Here is a 15231-nt window from a genome sequence, read left to right as displayed (position 1 = left end):
AAGAATCCTTGTAAAATGAAGAACGGTGTCATTTTTAATGCTCGGCACAATTTTAATGCCTTCCATAAAGACAGATGAACAAAACGAAAGGAAGCGTATGAAATGGCTAATGAATTTCGAGTGTGTGACGATTGTCAGGCCACTAATTTAAAAACGCTTTTGCCCCGTCTGAAAGAAATCGATCCGGATGCGAAAGTGGAAATCGGCTGTCAGTCTTACTGCGGTCCGGGACGGAAAAAATCGTTTGCGTTTGTCAATAATCGTCCGCTGTCAGCTCCTGATGAAGATGAGCTGATCGAAAAAGTGAAAAAGAAAGTCAAAAAATAACCGCCTCCCCTATGGGTCAGGCGTTTTTGCTTGTTTGCCGGCATTTTTGCAGTTTGGAACAAATTCGCCGGCAAATTCAAGGATGTTTTCAAAAAAACAGACCCGATATAATAGAAACAGACCTTAAAAAAAAACAAGCTGATCGGGTAATACTGCAATCTATAGAGAACGCTGAATTTAGTTTTTCCGAAACACATGTTGACGAAATAGAGACGGATTGGCAGCAATCAGTTTGCCTCACGTTTAAAAAAAGAGGGACAAAAATGGCGTATCCAAACGGAAAATTATCAGAAGAAAAAGTGTTTAAAGATCCTGTTCACCGCTACGTCCATGTGCGGGACAAGCTGATATGGGATTTGATCGGCACCCGTGAATTTCAAAGGCTGCGCAGAGTCAAGCAGCTGGGCACGACTTATTTGACATTTCACGGAGCCGAGCACAGCCGTTTCAACCACTCTCTCGGCGTCTACGAAATTGTCAGAAGAATGGTTGACGACGTTTTTAAAGGCAGGGAGGAATGGGACGACAGCGAACGAGACCTATGTTTGTGTGCCGCGTTATTGCACGACTTGGGGCATGGACCGTTTTCCCACTCGTTTGAAAAAGTTTTTCGCCTTGATCATGAAGACTTTACGAGAGCGATCATTTTAGGCGATACAGAGGTTAACAAGGTGCTCGGAAAGGTGAGTCCGACATTTGCCAAAGACGTTGCCGAAGTCATCGCGAAAACCTATCAAAATAAACAGGTCGTCAGCCTGATTTCAAGTCAGATCGATGCTGACCGAATGGACTATCTCCAGCGCGACGCATACTACACCGGCGTCAGCTACGGCCATTTTGACATGGAGCGGATTCTCCGCGTCATGCGTCCGCGTGAAGACCAAATCGTCATTAAGCAAACCGGAATGCATGCTGTTGAAGATTATATTATGAGCCGCTACCAAATGTACTGGCAAGTCTATTTTCATCCGGTGACAAGAAGCGCAGAAGTGATTTTGACGAAGATCCTCCACCGCGCAAAACAGCTTCATCAGGACGGTTACATTTTCTCGCACGCTCCTGTCCACTTTTATTCGATTTTTGAAGGCAGTGTCACACTTGAGGACTATTTGAGTCTTGATGAATCGATTATTCTATATTACTTTCAGGCTTGGGAAAATGAAGAGGATGAGATTCTGTCCGATTTATGCCGCCGTTTTATCAATCGCAGGCTGTTCCAGTATGCTGAATTTAATCCAAATGAGGAGATGGCGACTTACTTTGAACTGACCGCACTGTTTAAAAAATCAGGCATAAATCCCGATTATTATCTTGTGGTGGATTCCTCCTCAGACCTTCCATATGACTTCTACAGACCGGGAGAGGAAGAAGAGCGCCTCCCGATCCAATTGCTGACCAATAGCGGCCAGATTAAAGAACTGTCGCGGCAGTCTGACATTGTTGACGCCATTTCCGGCAAGCGGAGAACAGACCATAAACTTTATTTCCCGCTTGACCTTATTGAAGAATTGCCTGACGGGATGCACGCAAAAAGAATGAAAGAACTGCTCGGACTGACATAGAAAGAAAAGGATGAAGGAGATGTCGGGGATTTGTTAAAAGAACATGCAAAGCTGATGAAGGTCTTCTCAGATTCGGGAGAAATTATCGGGCGAAAAAAGCTGCAAAAAATCATTTATATCGCTAAAAAATTGGATCTTCCCTTTTATGAGAAATACGACTTCCATTTTTACGGGCCGTACTCGGAGGAGCTGACGCTTCAGGTTGAAGAACTTTGCAATCTCGGGTTTCTCCATGAAGTTAAAGAGAAAAAAGGCGGGTATTACCAATACCGGTATTCTCCCACAGAGGCGGGAAGCCAATTCCTCAACCAATGTGAGCTGGACATGCAGGATATTAAAGCCTATATAGATGATGTCAACCGCCAGTCTTCGCGGTTTTTGGAATTGGTTTCTACGATTCTTTATTTTGAAGGATTGGATCAGAAAGAGATCAGGGACAAAGTGTTTACAATCAAAAGCAAACAGCGATATACAGACGAAGAATTTGATGAGGCTGTCGCTTACATCAAAAATCTCAGAGACCTTTGTTAAAAGACCTGTCGAATGGACAGGTTTTTTTGTTTTGCTTTTTTGTAAAAGGCTGGGAAGGGAAGCGGAATCCGCTGCATGATAGACGATGAGTGCACATATTCAGTCGATGTCTGGGATGAAGAAGATCGAAGGAAACAAAGCTTGGTATAAACAATCTGAAAAGGCGTCCCGCATCAAGCGGCAGACGCCTTGCTGATTAAATGTCGCTCATGCGTTTGCCGGCGACCCCGTAGTTTTCCTTTTTCATTTCCTCGATAATGACCGCGATTTTTTCCTTCGGTGCACCCGTTGTTTCAGAGACGGCATCGGTCACTTTTTTCACGAGGTCTCTTTTTTGCTCGTCAGTACGGCCTTCCAGCATTTGTACAGTTACGTATGGCATGTTTTTTCCTCCTTTTAAAAAATACTCGTTCACTTTAGGATCAGTTGCTCTTATAGTATACTGAAGATAGTAAATCTTTGTATATGAGAAAGAGGGAAAATCCAATTTTAGATCGGTTTCTTATTTATCCGCTGGAAATGATTCCATATGTTGTATTGACGCTTGCTGCCGCATTTACTGTGCATGAAGTTGCCCATGCGTATGTGGCATACAAATTTGGCGATGAAACGGCCAAACGGCAGGGAAGGCTCACTTTAAATCCACTTAAACACCTTGATCCGTTTGGGACGATTTTGATTTTCTTAATGGGATTCGGCTGGGCGAAGCCGGTGCCCGTCAACCGCTTTTATTTTAAAAAGCCAAGGCTTGCCGGGGTTCTCGTATCGATAGCCGGCCCAATCAGCAATCTGATTCTTGCTTTGCTCGGTTTTATTTTGATACTGTTATCTGCAAAGCTGTCTTCAGTGCTGCCTTCCGGTTTTTATCTCGGATTGGTTCAGTTCCTTACAATTTGGATCAATTTAAATCTGCTTTTATTTCTTTTTAATTTGCTGCCGTTTCCGCCGCTTGACGGATTTCGGGTCATACAGGATGTTGTCGCGCCTGACTTGCGGGCGAAGCTGACGAAATATGAAGCTTACGGCTCCCTCGTTTTTCTGATTATCGTCATTACACCGCTCGGGCAATATGTATTCTGGCCATTTTTGAATGACGGGCGGGAATTGATTATTTCGATTTTCAACAGCGTTTTTCGGCCGCTGATGTAGGAGGTATTTTTTGATGGAACAAGGAAAAAAGAAAAAAACAATCGGATTCAATATCATTAAAAGCGATCCGACGGATGGACACGGAGGATTTGGTGCAGGCGCTTTAAGCCTTGATAACATATCCCCCGTCTTTGTCGACGTTCTAGAGAAAGAAGCATTCGTTGATATCGGTGCCATGCATGCCCGCAGCACTGTAGAAAAAGGAATTAAATTTCTTCCGAATAAAGAGGATGTGCCGAACGGCAAGCCTTACTGGCTCGTCTGGGTAACCATCGACCGCAGGGAAGAAGGGCCTTATTACGCTGGTGTGACCGCTTGTGAAATGACGGTCGACAGAAGCATCCGCCGCGGCTACAAGTCGCTTCCCGAACATGTCAATTTCATGGATAAGTCCATGAAACGGAAGATTATCGTCGATCACATGGATGACGATTCAAAGCGCGTCCTTGCCGATTTCCTGAAAAACCACGATCAGGGGCTTTGGGATCGTTCGTCTGATGAGCTGAAAAAAGGATTGCTGCAGGAATAGAAAAATCCCCGGATTTCCGGGGGTTTTTATTTATTTTAGGTTAGGAGTCTTATTCGTCATTCCTAAACCACTTTTCCCACCATTTCTTTCGCTTTTCGGGTTTCGCCGGTTTTTTCCGTTCTTCTTTCTTGTCTTGATAGGTCTCCTTTCCATAGCAGACCTGTTCAGGTTCTGTTCCCTCGATAAAATAAGCGAGGTGTTTGGATGGACAGCTTGGTGCGGCCGCATAGCCTGTTGCAGGATCGATATACAGGCTTTTCACGCCTTCTGGCGGGATTAACGCTGCCGCAGGTTCGTCTTCAAGCGCCCTTTCCATAAAATCTGCCCAGATTTGTTTAGCATAGTTTTTTTCGGCTACGGCATCGATTGTCCGCTCTTTATCATAACCGGTCCATACACCGGCGGCGAGGCCGGGATAAAAGCCGATCATCCAGCTGTCTGTACTGGTCGTTCCCGATTTTCCGGCATATTGGCGTGACAGTTTATCAGCAATCATTCGGCCGGTGACTGATGTGTAGCCGTTAAGGGATTTGTCAAACATTCCGGTCATCATGTCCGCCGTAATAAAAGCGGCTTTAGGATCAAGGACCTGTTTGTGCCGTTTCGGTTTTTCGTAAAGCACCTTTCCGTTTGGATCAGTGATTTTCGTAATGAAAGAAGGTTCGACTTTTTTTCCGCCGTTTGTAAACATCGCGTACCCGTTTACCATTTCAATCGGCTTCACGGGAGATGTTCCGAGAGCCAGTGAAGGCACTTTTTGCAGGGGGCTTGTGATGCCGAACCGCTTGGCGGCGCCGACCAGTTTGTCCATGCCGAGAAAGAGGTGTGTCTTCACCGCGTAAATATTATCCGACAGGGCCAAAGCCTGCAAAAGGGTGATGGGACCGTCCGCATAATAGCCGTGATAATTGCTTGGAGAATAGGCGCTGCCCTGTCCGAGCTCAAATGTCGTTTCAGCGCTCTTCATCCGTGTTGAGGGCGTAAATCCGTTTTGGATGGCCGAATAATACAAAAAAGGCTTCATCGTTGACCCGGGCTGTCGTCTTGCCTGTGTGACACGGTTAAATGGGCTTTTTTGATAATCGCGACCTCCGACAAGCGCAAGAACGCTGCCGTCATATGGATTGACCGCGGCAAATCCCGCTTGGATATCGGACTCTGAGTCGACTGTATTCTCGATCGTCTGCTCGGCGATTTTCTGCAGGCGGGGGTTTAGCGTTGTGTAAACCTTATAGCCGCCGCTTTCCACTTGTTCTGGTGTCAAGTGAAGTACCCGGGCAATTTCCTTTACGGCTTCGTCATAGAAGTATGGAGCTGTTTTCTTCGTGTCTTGCTCAGCCTGCTTTTGATAAGAGAGCGGCATTTTTTTGAGCGCTGCCGCCTCCTTTTTCGTCAGCTTTTTTTCTTTTCCCATGATCGTCAGGATCATTTCCTGCCGCATTTTCGCTTTTTTTTCATTAGCAAATGGAGAATAAACCGACGGCCCTTTTGGAATGCCGGCAAGCAGCGCAGCCTCCGCCGTACCTAAATCCTTGGCCCGTTTTCCAAAATACAAACGGGAAGCGGCTTCTATTCCGTAAGCCCCGTGCCCGTAATAAATCGTATTTAAATAGCCTTCCAGAATGTCTTTCTTTGAATAGTTTTGTTCGAGGCGTATCGTATAAAAAGCTTCATTCCACTTTCTTTTCCATGTTTTATCATGCCCGAGATAGAGGTTTCTCGCATATTGCTGGGTAATGGTGCTGGCTCCTTGAACCTTGGACATTGCTTTCAGATCGGCAATGACGGCTCCGGCCATCCGCACATAGTCAAAACCGTGATGCCGGAAGAAGTTCCGGTCTTCAACGGCAAGCGTCGCATCAATGACGGCTGGATTTATGTCCTCCAGCGATACCCAATACCGTTTTTGTCCATAATGGGTTTCACCCATTTGTTTTCCGTTTCCGTCATAAAGTACGGTGGATCTTGGCACTTGGATGGAAGGGGCGCCTTGCCATTTGGCGGCCAGCACCACCGTCATGATGATGATTGAAAGGAAGATCAGCAGCAATGCTCCCATGAACAAAAAAGCCCGTATCGTCTTGATGGTCAAACGGACCCGCTTGTCCGTCATCATGTCCATGCTAAAATCTCCTCCCAGAAAAATAAAATGTTCTTATCATTATGAGGAAAAAGAGGAGGATTTAAACAAGCCTAAAAGAAAAAACGCATGTTAACATGCGTCTTTATCTTCCGTTCTCAATGACCCGATATAAAATACACCATAAGATCAGAACGGCTCCTTCGTTTGCCGACATGATCATCAATAGCGAGGCTCCGTTTGCATGGATGGACAGCAGCATTCCTTCCGCAGGCAGCAGCCCATTAAAGGAGACATTTAGTTTGAAAAGGGCTAATAAGCCGCTGGTCCATAACAGCGGCAGCCATAATGAGAGCAGTCTTTTTTTGGAGGCCAATGCCCCCGAAAGCCCCAGAAAAATCAGAAAGCAAAGCGACCACCAATCAATGAACAAACGGGATGCAATCAATAAAACAGGTGAGCTTGCTAATTCAAAAAAGGGGTGAATATTTGCTGAGCCGTACCCGTTAAATTTAAACCAGCCAATCATGACGCTCCAAAACAATAGACTGATGATCACAAAAGCGGCGGTGAATGTCCCGAGGGAGACGTATGCCAAAAACAGTCTGCTGCGCTTCGCCGCCGATAAGATGCCGGATGAACTCAGCCATTGTGTGGCGCCGAAAAATAATAATACTGCAGCCAAAACAGCGATCACATGGAGCAAAAAGAGTGAGCCGCTCACTTCCAGCAGCCAGTCGAGCAATGATGGAGAAGCGGAATGCCCGATATAAACAGGCTCAAAAAACCAAAGGCTTGCGCCAATCAGCAAAAAAGCGGAGAAAAACCTTTTTCGCCGATCGAATATATACCGTGTCAAAACATGTTTGATCATAAAAGCAATACCCCCAAGGAGCTTATGAATAAAGGGGCTTCCCCCTTTGTCACATACTGTTGATAAGCTTAGCCATTATAAATGAAAAAAGAACCAATGGGAATATTTTTATCACAAGACAACGGATTGACATGGGACGATCTGTCTTTACAATTATCCTTAATTCCTCTATACTTTCTCCTTAGGTAAAACCGATGCTGCAGGCAGAATAATCGTCGCTTTGGACGAGAAAAATAGATGGAAATACAGCTTAACATGAAAGGAAGATGACGCTTTGAGCGGACTTTGGTATACAGAGAAGCAAACGAAAAATTTTGGCATTACGATGAAAATCAACAAGACTTTACATACAGAGCAAACAGACTTTCAAAAACTCGAAATGGCGGAGACGGAGGAATTCGGAAACATGCTGTTTTTGGACGGCATGGTTATGACATCTGAAAAAGATGAGTTTGTTTATCACGAAATGGTGGCCCATGTTCCGCTGTTTACGCATCCGAATCCGGAGCAGGTGCTTGTTGTCGGCGGCGGAGACGGAGGCGTTATCAGAGAAATTTTAAAGCATCCGGGGGTTAAAAAAGCGACGCTTGTCGATATCGACGGCAAGGTTATTGAATACTCCAAAAAGTTTTTGCCTTCCATTGCCGGCAAACTTGATGATCCGCGCGTTGAAGTGAAAGTCGATGACGGCTTCATGCACATCGCCAAATCGGAAAATGAGTATGATGTCATCATGGTTGACTCTACGGAACCGGTAGGGCCTGCTGTCAACTTATTTTCAAAAGGCTTTTATGCAGGAATTTCAAAAGCGCTGAAAGAAGACGGCATCTTCGTCGCCCAGACGGACAACCCTTGGTTTACGCCTGAACTGATTACAAATGTTCAGCGTGATGTAAAGGAGATCTTCCCGATTACAAAGCTGTATTTGGCCAACATTCCGACATATCCTAGCGGTTTGTGGACGTTTACAATCGGTTCGAAAAAATACGATCCTCTTGCAGTGGAGGACAGCCGCTTCTTTGATATCGATACGAAATACTATACAAAAGAGATCCATAAAGCGGCATTCGTTCTTCCGAAATTCGTCAGCGACTTAATCAAATAAAAACAGTTTGCGCAGAAGACGATTCTGCGCTTTTTTCAGGAGGTTCATGAGATGAGATTTGATGAAGCATATTCCGGCAAAGTATTTATTGCAAGCCGTCCTGATTGGGAAGGGGCGGACGCCATCCTTTACGGGATGCCGATGGACTGGACGGTCAGCTATCGTCCAGGCTCCCGCTTCGGGCCGGCAAGAATCCGCGAGGTGTCCATCGGCCTTGAAGAATACAGCCCTTATTTGGACAGAGAGCTTGATGAGGTTCATTTCTTTGACGCCGGCGACATCCCGCTGCCTTTCGGGAATCCGCAGCGCAGCCTTGACATGATTGAAGAATATGTCGACAGCATCTTAGAAAAAGGAAAGTTTCCGCTCGGAATGGGAGGAGAGCACCTCGTTTCATGGCCGGTCATGAAAGCGATGTACAAAAAATATCCCGACCTTGCCATCATCCATATGGATGCGCACACAGACCTTCGCGTCGAATATGAAGGAGAACCGCTCTCACATTCAACACCGATCCGAAAGGCGGCGGAATTGATCGGTCCGGAAAATGTTTTTTCATTCGGAATCCGCTCCGGGATGAAAGAAGAGTTTGAATGGGCGAAAGAAAATGGCATGCACATCTCCAAGTTCGAAGTGCTTGAGCCGCTGAAAACCATTCTGCCAAAGCTCGCCGGCCGCCCTGTTTATGTCACGATCGACATCGATGTTTTAGATCCGGCCCATGCGCCTGGGACGGGAACGGTTGACGCAGGAGGCATCACTTCCAAAGAGCTGCTCGCTTCGATTCATGAAATTGCCCGTTCCGACGTCAAAGTCGCAGGTGCCGACTTGGTAGAAGTGGCACCGATCTATGACCATTCAGAGCAAACCGCAAATACGGCAAGCAAGCTGATTCGCGAAATGCTGCTCGGCTGGGTAAAATAAGACAAGCTGTCCTTTTTGAGGACGGCTTTTTTCTTAGAAAAATTGTTTACCTTCTATAACGTTCTGTTAAGATAGTATATAAGGAACCGCGGTTGAACTTTTTTTGTTGAATGATTATACTAATCAAGTCAAATCGGATCAAAAAAGGAAGTGTCGGAATGGATCAGGAGACACCCGTAAAGATTCATGTGAGATCTGTTATCCAGGAAGGATCGGAAGCTGAAACGATTGAATTCCGGACAACAGGATTTTATTATATGAAAAAAGATAAAATATATCTTACCTACCATGAAGAGCATGAAGCAGGGAAGGTCAAGACGATCGTCAAAGCAAGTGAAAACGAAGTTCTGGTCATGCGTTCCGGCGCTATTGAAATGAAACAGCGCTTTAGGCCGGAAAGCCGCACCACCACTCATTATAAATTGCCTTTCGGAAAGCTCGAGCTGGGGGTTGATACAAAGGACATTTCAGTCAATCATCAGGCGGCAGAGGGAAAGATCAGCATAGAGTACGATATGATTGTAAACGATGACCAAAAGCATTTACATAAAATGTCGATTTCGTATAGAGGAGGACATGATTCATGAACATAGTCGAACAAATGAAAGATGTGCTGAAGCAGGAAATCAAAGAGGCCGTCATCAAAGCCGGGCTCGCCGAGGAAAAGGACATTCCCGAAGTCGTATTAGAAGTGCCGAAAGATAAATCTCATGGGGACTACTCTACCAATATGGCGATGCAGCTGGCGAGAATTGCGAAAAAAGCGCCTCGGAATATTGCCGAGGAAATCGTCTCATCTTTTGATAAAGGAAAAGCATCGATTGATAAGATGGATATTGCAGGGCCGGGGTTTATCAATTTTTACATGGACAATCAATATTTAACGAAACTGATTCCCGCTGTGCTTGAAGCGGGAGAGGCTTATGGTGAAACAAGCATCGGCGGCGGAGAACGCGTACAGGTGGAATTCGTTTCGGCAAACCCGACAGGCAACCTGCATCTTGGACATGCCCGCGGCGCTGCAGTCGGCGACTCGCTGTGCAATGTTCTTGAAAAAGCGGGTTATGATGTTAGCCGCGAATACTATATTAATGATGCAGGCAATCAAATCAACAATCTTGCTTTATCTGTCGAGGCCCGTTATTTTGAGGCGCTGGGCAAAGAGAAGCCGATGCCTGAAGACGGATACCGCGGCGAGGATATTAAAGAAATCGGCAAAAAACTTGCTGAAGAGTTCGGCGACCGTTTTCTCCATGAAGATGAAAGCGAACGCCTCTCATTTTTCCGTGAATACGGTTTGAAATATGAATTAGGCAAGCTCCGCAAAGATCTTGAAAACTTCCGTGTGCCGTTTGATGTTTGGTATTCAGAGACATCACTTTACCAAAACGGCAAAATTGATCAGGCGCTCGAAGCCCTCCGTGAAAAAGGGCACATCTATGAGGAAGGCGGTGCGACATGGTTCCGCTCAACTGCATTTGGCGACGACAAAGACCGCGTGCTGATTAAAAAGGACGGATCTTACACCTATCTTCTGCCTGATATCGCCTATCACAAAGACAAGCTTGACCGCGGCTTTCAAAAATTAATCAATGTATGGGGGGCCGATCACCACGGCTATATCCCGCGTATGAAGGCGGCTATTGAAGCGCTCGGTTATAATAAGGAAACGCTTGAGGTCGAGATCATCCAGCTTGTCCATCTTTATAAAAACGGCGAAAAAATGAAGATGAGCAAGAGAACTGGAAAAGCCGTCACAATGCGTGATCTCATTGATGAGGTCGGCCTTGACGCAGTTCGCTATTTCTTTGCGATGCGCAGCGCCGACACACACATGGACTTTGACCTTGACCTTGCCGTCTCGACATCAAATGAAAACCCTGTTTACTATGCGCAATATGCACATGCGAGAATTTGCAGCATGCTGCGCCAAGGCGAAGAAAAAGGGCTTTCTCTTGATGAGGATTTAGCTCTGGCAAAAATCAGCTCTGAAAAAGAATACGATTTGTTAAAAGCGATCGGCGCATTCCCTGAAGCAGTCGCCGATGCTGCTGAGAAGCGGATTCCGCACCGCATTACAAACTATATTTTTGAGCTGGCATCCGTTCTCCATAGCTTTTATAATGCTGAGAAAGTGCTTGACCCGGCTGATGAAGAAAAAAGCCGCGCGCGCTTATCCTTGATGAAAGCAACGCAAATCACTTTAAATAATGCGCTGAAACTGATTGGTGTTTCAGCACCTGAAAAAATGTAAAAATGATCCCTCATCCATTGGATGGGGGATTTTGCTTTCTTCTATGGTAAAGTAGCTGCAGTGTGATAAAGGAGGCGGTGCCTGGATATGGGCGCCGCAGAAAAAAGTTATGGACTTTAATAGGCCGTTCGCTGATTCATATTCCAGCACACAAAAGGAAGGGTTTTCGCCGCCCTTCCTTATTGCATTTGAGTTTCAGAAAGAATGCACTTCGCCTTTTGTATCAGAGCCTGCGCTTCTCTCCCCTCAATGACAATCAGGCATTCCTTCTCCCGATTGGCCATTCTGAACATTTCCAGCTCGATTAGATCTTTAATTTTACACACCGTTTTTTTGGAACATATATAAAGATGATGTCTGGCTGATCGGCAAAGGCGGTAAAGCTCGATCAGGTTTTTCAAGGTTATTGACTGAGTGCGCAGTTTGATGGATTCTGCTTGATTCATCGTGCATCCCCCTCCGTATGTAGTTTTCACTTTGGTGAATTGTTACCCGCAAGACAGACAGGGTAAACATGTTTTCGGCGGTGATTTCATAAAAAGTATGCAATGGATTTTGCCAGCCATTCTACAGGCCGCTGCATCACCGGCCGCTTTGCATACCGCTCCTTTGTCAGAAGCTGAGCATGTTCAATCCTTTCCTCAAAGAATTGTTTCGACCAATCCTTATCATGAATGATCACATTTACTTCATCATTGAGAACAAGCTTCGCTTATCAAAGTTTGATGTCCAGATCATCACATGCCGGTCATCAACGATCAATGCTTTCGCATGGTGTAAAACCGGTAAATAAAACATCCATTTCTAAAAGTGCACGAAAGTACGTATTGGCAGCTTCTTTGACAAGCGGGGCCAGAATCGAAATGATCACGCCCCATATTCAGGCTGAGAGAACGGACTCCTGCAAAGCAGGGCTCGTAATGTAGTATGGCGTGCAAATCATGATTCTTTCCTTCGCCTCTTCAATAAACGAAATGTATGTTATCTCAAGCGTAAATCCTCTGATCGCATGCATGCGACGGCCCCTTTAGGCAATGGAGGGAACACGTCGCTTTTCAGTTTTTGCCAAAAGTGCTCCTCTCTTTGAGTCCGTTAAAAAAATGTGCTGCAAATCGGTGACACCTTCACCCGTAAATGGTAGTCTTTCCACGGTCCGAACTCTGTATTCTTTTGCGATATTAAAAGCCGCCCAATTTTTAAAATGGACTTGCACCCCGCTTTCTTCAAGGCCGCGCAATGTTTTCCGCTTCACTTTCATGCGCGGATCCGGTCGATCAGCAAATAAACGGGAATGCCCGCTTCAGCTTTGTCCTTTAGCAGATATAGAAATTCAAGGCTGATTGCATCATGTTTCATAATATAAAACATGACATGGACCAATGATCGGTTTGCCGAATATCATTCATCAGCTGCTCGCACAAGTCCTCTCCATTGTGAATCAGTTCAATGTCGCTTCGTTTTCCAAGGGAAATTTGCTGAAAAGCTTTGCGGTCGAAATGAAAATCGAGCGCCAGCAGCAGAGTGAGCATAAACAGCATGATCGTAAGCGTCATCAATGAAGACACTCCCTTTTAGCATGTAAAAAAATAGTGTCCCCATAATTGCCGGCATTTATGAAAAAACATTGACTGAATACTCATTCATTATTTAAGATAAAGGTAGTACGAGGGATACCAGGTTGGGAAATGAAAGGGGGAGCAGCTGTTGAATGACTTGCTGTGGTTGAATTTCATTGCATTTTTAGGTGTAACCGCTTACGCCGTTTACCTGTTCGTCTATCTGATCAGAACGAGAATCAGTTACATTAGGCTCGGGCAAAAAGAGGATTTTGATAAGCGGATAAAAGAACGCCTGCAAAGGATATGGGAGAACGTGTTCGGCCAAAAGAAACTGCTCAAAGATAAAAAGAGCGGAATCATTCATGTGATGTTTTTCTATGGTTTTATTCTTGTTCAGTTTGGGGCGCTCGATTTTATTATCAAAGGCATGGTGCCGGACGGGGGACTGCCTCTTGGGCCGGTGTATCCGGTGTTTACGTTCTTTCAGGAAATCGTAACCCTGCTGATTCTGATAGCGGTGGTCTGGGCTTTTCACAGGCGTTATATAGAAAAACTGGTCAGACTGAAACGAGGCTTTAAATCAGGACTTGTCCTTCTATTGATCGGCGGGCTGATGCTCACCGTTCTTTTAGGAAACGGCATGAATATTGTATGGCAGCATCATGAATTATCATGGCGCGAACCGATGGCCTCTGTGATCGCATTTGTTTTCGGCTTTATGGGAGAAACCCCTGCCGCAGTCGTGTTTTATGCCGCATGGTGGGCCCACCTTTTGATTTTGCTGACATTTTTAGTTTATGTTCCGCAGTCCAAACATGCTCACTTGATTGCCGGACCGGCAAACGTGTTTCTCAGCCGTCTGACAAATCCGGGCAAACTCGAAAAGATTGATTTTGAAGATGAATCAAAAGAGACATTTGGAGTCGGGCGAATTGAGGAATTCAGGCAGTCTCAGCTGATCGACCTTTACGCATGTGTGGAATGCGGCCGCTGCACTAATATGTGCCCGGCGACAGGCACTGGGAAGATGCTCTCGCCAATGGATCTGATTTTAAGGCTCAGAGACCATTTGACAGAGAAGGGTGCCGCCGTGACTTCGAACACCCCTTGGGTTCCTGCGGCGTTTTTCCAGCATACAAAGGGCAACCAGCTTGCCATGGCTGCCGGTGGTGAAGGATCGCGGGAAGCAGCTGCATCAGAACTTTACAATCCAAGCTTGATCGGCGACATTATCACAGAAGAAGAAATTTGGGCATGCACAACCTGCCGGAATTGTGAAGATCAGTGTCCGGTTATGAATGAACATGTTGATAAGATCATCGATCTCCGCCGCTATCTCGTGCTTACGGAAGGGAAAATGGATACCGATGCCCAGCGCGCCATGACAAGTATTGAAAGGCAAGGAAACCCTTGGGGATTAAACAGAAAAGAGCGTGAAAACTGGCGCGACATCAGGGAAGACGTCAATGTGCCGACGGTCAAGGAGCTAAAGAAAAAGGGCGAGACATTTGAATACTTGTTTTGGGTCGGGTCGATGGGGTCATACGACCGAAGAAGCCAAAAGATCGCGATGGCTTTCGCGCGCCTTCTCAATCAAGCAGGTGTTTCCTTTGCGATTTTAGGCAATAAAGAAAAAAATTCCGGTGATACGCCAAGACGGCTTGGCAATGAATTTTTATTTCAGGAGCTCGCCGCTAAAAATATTGAAGAATTTGAGAAAAACAATATTCAAAAAATTGTAACGATCGATCCTCATGCATACAATATTTTTAAAAATGAATATTCTGATTTTGGTCTGAAAGCGGATGTTTATCATCATACAGAAATTCTCGCCGGGCTCATTAAGGAAGGAAAGCTCAAACCGGGGTTTCCGGTTGATGAAACCGTGACCTTTCATGATTCATGCTATTTGGGCCGCTACAACGAGGTCTATGATCCGCCGCGTGATATTCTTCGTTCGATATCTGGCATCCGCTTAGTAGAAATGGAGCGCAGCCGTGAAAATGGGATGTGCTGCGGAGCCGGCGGCGGTCTAATGTGGATGGAGGAGGAAACAGGTGCGAGAATCAATGTTGCAAGAACAGAACAGGCGCTCAGCACTTCCCCTTCAGTCATCAGTTCGGGATGCCCGTATTGCCTTACAATGCTTGGAGACGGAACGAAAGCAAAAGAACTGGAAGATCAGGTCGGCACATATGATGTTGCAGAGCTGCTTGAACGCGCTGTATTTGGTTCAGAAGAGAAAGAAAATGCTTCCTAGGCAGTTTTTCAGGTTTTGAATAAAAGAAGGTGTGAGCTGTATCTCCGCCTTCTTTTATCGTAAATATTCAAAACAGA

The 15231-nt window shown here is 45.7% G+C and carries 18 protein-coding genes; 10 read left to right on the top strand and 8 right to left on the bottom strand.

The window, feature by feature from the left end:
• Positions 1 to 102 precede the first annotated feature (102 nt).
• The 3 genes from BTA30_RS03630 to BTA30_RS03620 all read left to right on the top strand — a co-directional run bounded on the left by BTA30_RS03630 (position 103) and on the right by BTA30_RS03620 (position 2420).
• Positions 103 to 327 carry a YuzB family protein gene (locus BTA30_RS03630; RefSeq protein ID WP_076759420.1) on the top strand — a complete coding sequence of 75 codons (225 nt, stop codon included), beginning with the start codon at positions 103 to 105 and terminating at the stop codon, positions 325 to 327.
• 263 nt (positions 328 to 590) lie between these two features.
• On the top strand, positions 591 to 1889 hold the full coding sequence (locus BTA30_RS03625; RefSeq protein WP_076759419.1) for an HD domain-containing protein: 1299 nt from the start codon (positions 591 to 593) through the stop codon (positions 1887 to 1889).
• A 30-nt stretch (positions 1890 to 1919) separates the two neighbouring features.
• On the top strand, positions 1920 to 2420 hold the full coding sequence (locus BTA30_RS03620; RefSeq protein ID WP_076759416.1) for a YwgA family protein: 501 nt from the start codon (positions 1920 to 1922) through the stop codon (positions 2418 to 2420).
• A gap of 196 nt (positions 2421 to 2616) precedes the next feature.
• Here the strand turns inward: BTA30_RS03620 and thmT are convergent, their stop codons facing one another.
• The gene (thmT, locus tag BTA30_RS03615; protein WP_076759414.1) at positions 2617 to 2802 is read right to left on the bottom strand and encodes a 2-hydroxymuconate tautomerase; all 186 of its coding nucleotides are present in this window, start codon (positions 2800 to 2802) and stop codon (positions 2617 to 2619) included.
• Between the two features lie 83 nt (positions 2803 to 2885).
• Between thmT and BTA30_RS03610 the strand changes: the two genes are divergently transcribed.
• Both BTA30_RS03610 and BTA30_RS03605 read left to right on the top strand, forming a co-directional pair.
• Positions 2886 to 3569, top strand: coding sequence for a site-2 protease family protein (locus BTA30_RS03610; protein ID WP_076760242.1), 684 nt, complete (start codon positions 2886 to 2888; stop codon positions 3567 to 3569).
• Between the two features lie 13 nt (positions 3570 to 3582).
• A complete protein-coding gene (locus tag BTA30_RS03605; protein WP_076759411.1) occupies positions 3583 to 4098 on the top strand; it encodes a YwhD family protein in 516 nt (171 codons plus the stop codon).
• Positions 4099 to 4147: 49 nt separating this feature from the next.
• Here BTA30_RS03605 and BTA30_RS03600 read toward each other — a convergent pair whose 3' ends face one another.
• Both BTA30_RS03600 and BTA30_RS23655 read right to left on the bottom strand, forming a co-directional pair.
• Positions 4148 to 6220: a transglycosylase domain-containing protein gene (locus tag BTA30_RS03600; RefSeq protein WP_076759408.1), complete on the bottom strand. Its 2073-nt coding sequence runs from the start codon at positions 6218 to 6220 to the stop codon at positions 4148 to 4150.
• A gap of 103 nt (positions 6221 to 6323) precedes the next feature.
• Entirely contained in the window at positions 6324 to 7052 is a 729-nt protein-coding gene (locus BTA30_RS23655) for a hypothetical protein (RefSeq protein WP_239693573.1), read from the bottom strand.
• A 274-nt stretch (positions 7053 to 7326) separates the two neighbouring features.
• Here BTA30_RS23655 and speE point away from each other — a divergent pair, with 274 nt between their 5' ends.
• From speE to argS, 4 genes are all read left to right on the top strand, one after another.
• Positions 7327 to 8157, top strand: a complete 831-nt coding sequence (speE, locus tag BTA30_RS03590) for a spermidine synthase (protein ID WP_076759406.1) — start codon at positions 7327 to 7329, stop codon at positions 8155 to 8157.
• A 51-nt stretch (positions 8158 to 8208) separates the two neighbouring features.
• Entirely contained in the window at positions 8209 to 9081 is an 873-nt protein-coding gene (speB, locus tag BTA30_RS03585) for an agmatinase (protein WP_076759403.1), read from the top strand.
• A 158-nt stretch (positions 9082 to 9239) separates the two neighbouring features.
• Positions 9240 to 9668 (top strand): YwiB family protein, encoded by a 429-nt coding sequence (locus BTA30_RS03580; RefSeq protein ID WP_076759401.1) that lies wholly within the window; start codon positions 9240 to 9242, stop codon positions 9666 to 9668.
• Positions 9665 to 11335 (top strand): arginine--tRNA ligase, encoded by a 1671-nt coding sequence (gene argS / locus BTA30_RS03575; RefSeq protein ID WP_076759392.1) that lies wholly within the window; start codon positions 9665 to 9667, stop codon positions 11333 to 11335. The genes BTA30_RS03580 and argS overlap by 4 nt, the downstream gene beginning before the upstream one ends.
• Positions 11336 to 11514: 179 nt before the next feature.
• Here argS and BTA30_RS03570 read toward each other — a convergent pair whose 3' ends face one another.
• From BTA30_RS03570 to BTA30_RS23635, 5 genes are all read right to left on the bottom strand, one after another.
• The gene (locus BTA30_RS03570) at positions 11515 to 11781 is read right to left on the bottom strand and encodes a general stress protein (RefSeq protein ID WP_076759389.1); all 267 of its coding nucleotides are present in this window, start codon (positions 11779 to 11781) and stop codon (positions 11515 to 11517) included.
• 86 nt (positions 11782 to 11867) lie between these two features.
• Positions 11868 to 12017, bottom strand: a complete 150-nt coding sequence (locus BTA30_RS23650; protein WP_239693572.1) for a phospholipase D-like domain-containing protein — start codon at positions 12015 to 12017, stop codon at positions 11868 to 11870.
• Between the two features lie 198 nt (positions 12018 to 12215).
• Positions 12216 to 12350, bottom strand: coding sequence for a hypothetical protein (locus tag BTA30_RS24065; protein ID WP_275666915.1), 135 nt, complete (start codon positions 12348 to 12350; stop codon positions 12216 to 12218).
• 12 nt (positions 12351 to 12362) lie between these two features.
• Positions 12363 to 12593: a hypothetical protein gene (locus tag BTA30_RS23640; RefSeq protein ID WP_239693570.1), complete on the bottom strand. Its 231-nt coding sequence runs from the start codon at positions 12591 to 12593 to the stop codon at positions 12363 to 12365.
• Between the two features lie 94 nt (positions 12594 to 12687).
• Complete coding sequence (locus tag BTA30_RS23635; protein ID WP_239693569.1) at positions 12688 to 12888, bottom strand: hypothetical protein; 201 nt, start codon at positions 12886 to 12888, stop codon at positions 12688 to 12690.
• A gap of 151 nt (positions 12889 to 13039) precedes the next feature.
• On the opposite strand from BTA30_RS23635, the gene BTA30_RS03560 reads away from it, so the two are divergent.
• A complete protein-coding gene (locus BTA30_RS03560; RefSeq protein ID WP_076759387.1) occupies positions 13040 to 15154 on the top strand; it encodes a (Fe-S)-binding protein in 2115 nt (704 codons plus the stop codon).
• The last annotated feature ends 77 nt before the right edge of the window (positions 15155 to 15231 follow it).

The organism is Bacillus swezeyi (assembly GCF_001969815.1).
In the GTDB taxonomy this organism is placed as follows: Bacteria; Bacillota; Bacilli; order Bacillales; family Bacillaceae; genus Bacillus; species Bacillus swezeyi.
Note: the sequence above shows the minus strand (reverse complement) of the source record. Positions and strands in the feature narration are given on the sequence as shown.

Bases quoted from the DNA above. Each gene is read 5' to 3' on its own strand.
- BTA30_RS03580 (WP_076759401.1), top strand. From the start codon at position 9,240: ATGGATCAGGAGACACCCGTAAAGATTCATGTGAGATCTGTTATCCAG.
- BTA30_RS24065 (WP_275666915.1), bottom strand. From the start codon at position 12,350: ATGCATGCGATCAGAGGATTTACGCTTGAGATAACATACATTTCGTTT.
- BTA30_RS03605 (WP_076759411.1), top strand. From the start codon at position 3,583: ATGGAACAAGGAAAAAAGAAAAAAACAATCGGATTCAATATCATTAAA.
- BTA30_RS03600 (WP_076759408.1), bottom strand. From the start codon at position 6,220: ATGGACATGATGACGGACAAGCGGGTCCGTTTGACCATCAAGACGATA.
- BTA30_RS23635 (WP_239693569.1), bottom strand. From the start codon at position 12,888: ATGACGCTTACGATCATGCTGTTTATGCTCACTCTGCTGCTGGCGCTC.
- BTA30_RS03610 (WP_076760242.1), top strand. From the start codon at position 2,886: ATGAGAAAGAGGGAAAATCCAATTTTAGATCGGTTTCTTATTTATCCG.
- BTA30_RS23640 (WP_239693570.1), bottom strand. From the start codon at position 12,593: ATGAAAGTGAAGCGGAAAACATTGCGCGGCCTTGAAGAAAGCGGGGTG.
- BTA30_RS03570 (WP_076759389.1), bottom strand. From the start codon at position 11,781: ATGAATCAAGCAGAATCCATCAAACTGCGCACTCAGTCAATAACCTTG.
- thmT (WP_076759414.1), bottom strand. From the start codon at position 2,802: ATGCCATACGTAACTGTACAAATGCTGGAAGGCCGTACTGACGAGCAA.
- BTA30_RS03625 (WP_076759419.1), top strand. From the start codon at position 591: ATGGCGTATCCAAACGGAAAATTATCAGAAGAAAAAGTGTTTAAAGAT.
- BTA30_RS23655 (WP_239693573.1), bottom strand. From the start codon at position 7,052: ATGATCAAACATGTTTTGACACGGTATATATTCGATCGGCGAAAAAGG.
- argS (WP_076759392.1), top strand. From the start codon at position 9,665: ATGAACATAGTCGAACAAATGAAAGATGTGCTGAAGCAGGAAATCAAA.
- BTA30_RS03630 (WP_076759420.1), top strand. From the start codon at position 103: ATGGCTAATGAATTTCGAGTGTGTGACGATTGTCAGGCCACTAATTTA.
- speB (WP_076759403.1), top strand. From the start codon at position 8,209: ATGAGATTTGATGAAGCATATTCCGGCAAAGTATTTATTGCAAGCCGT.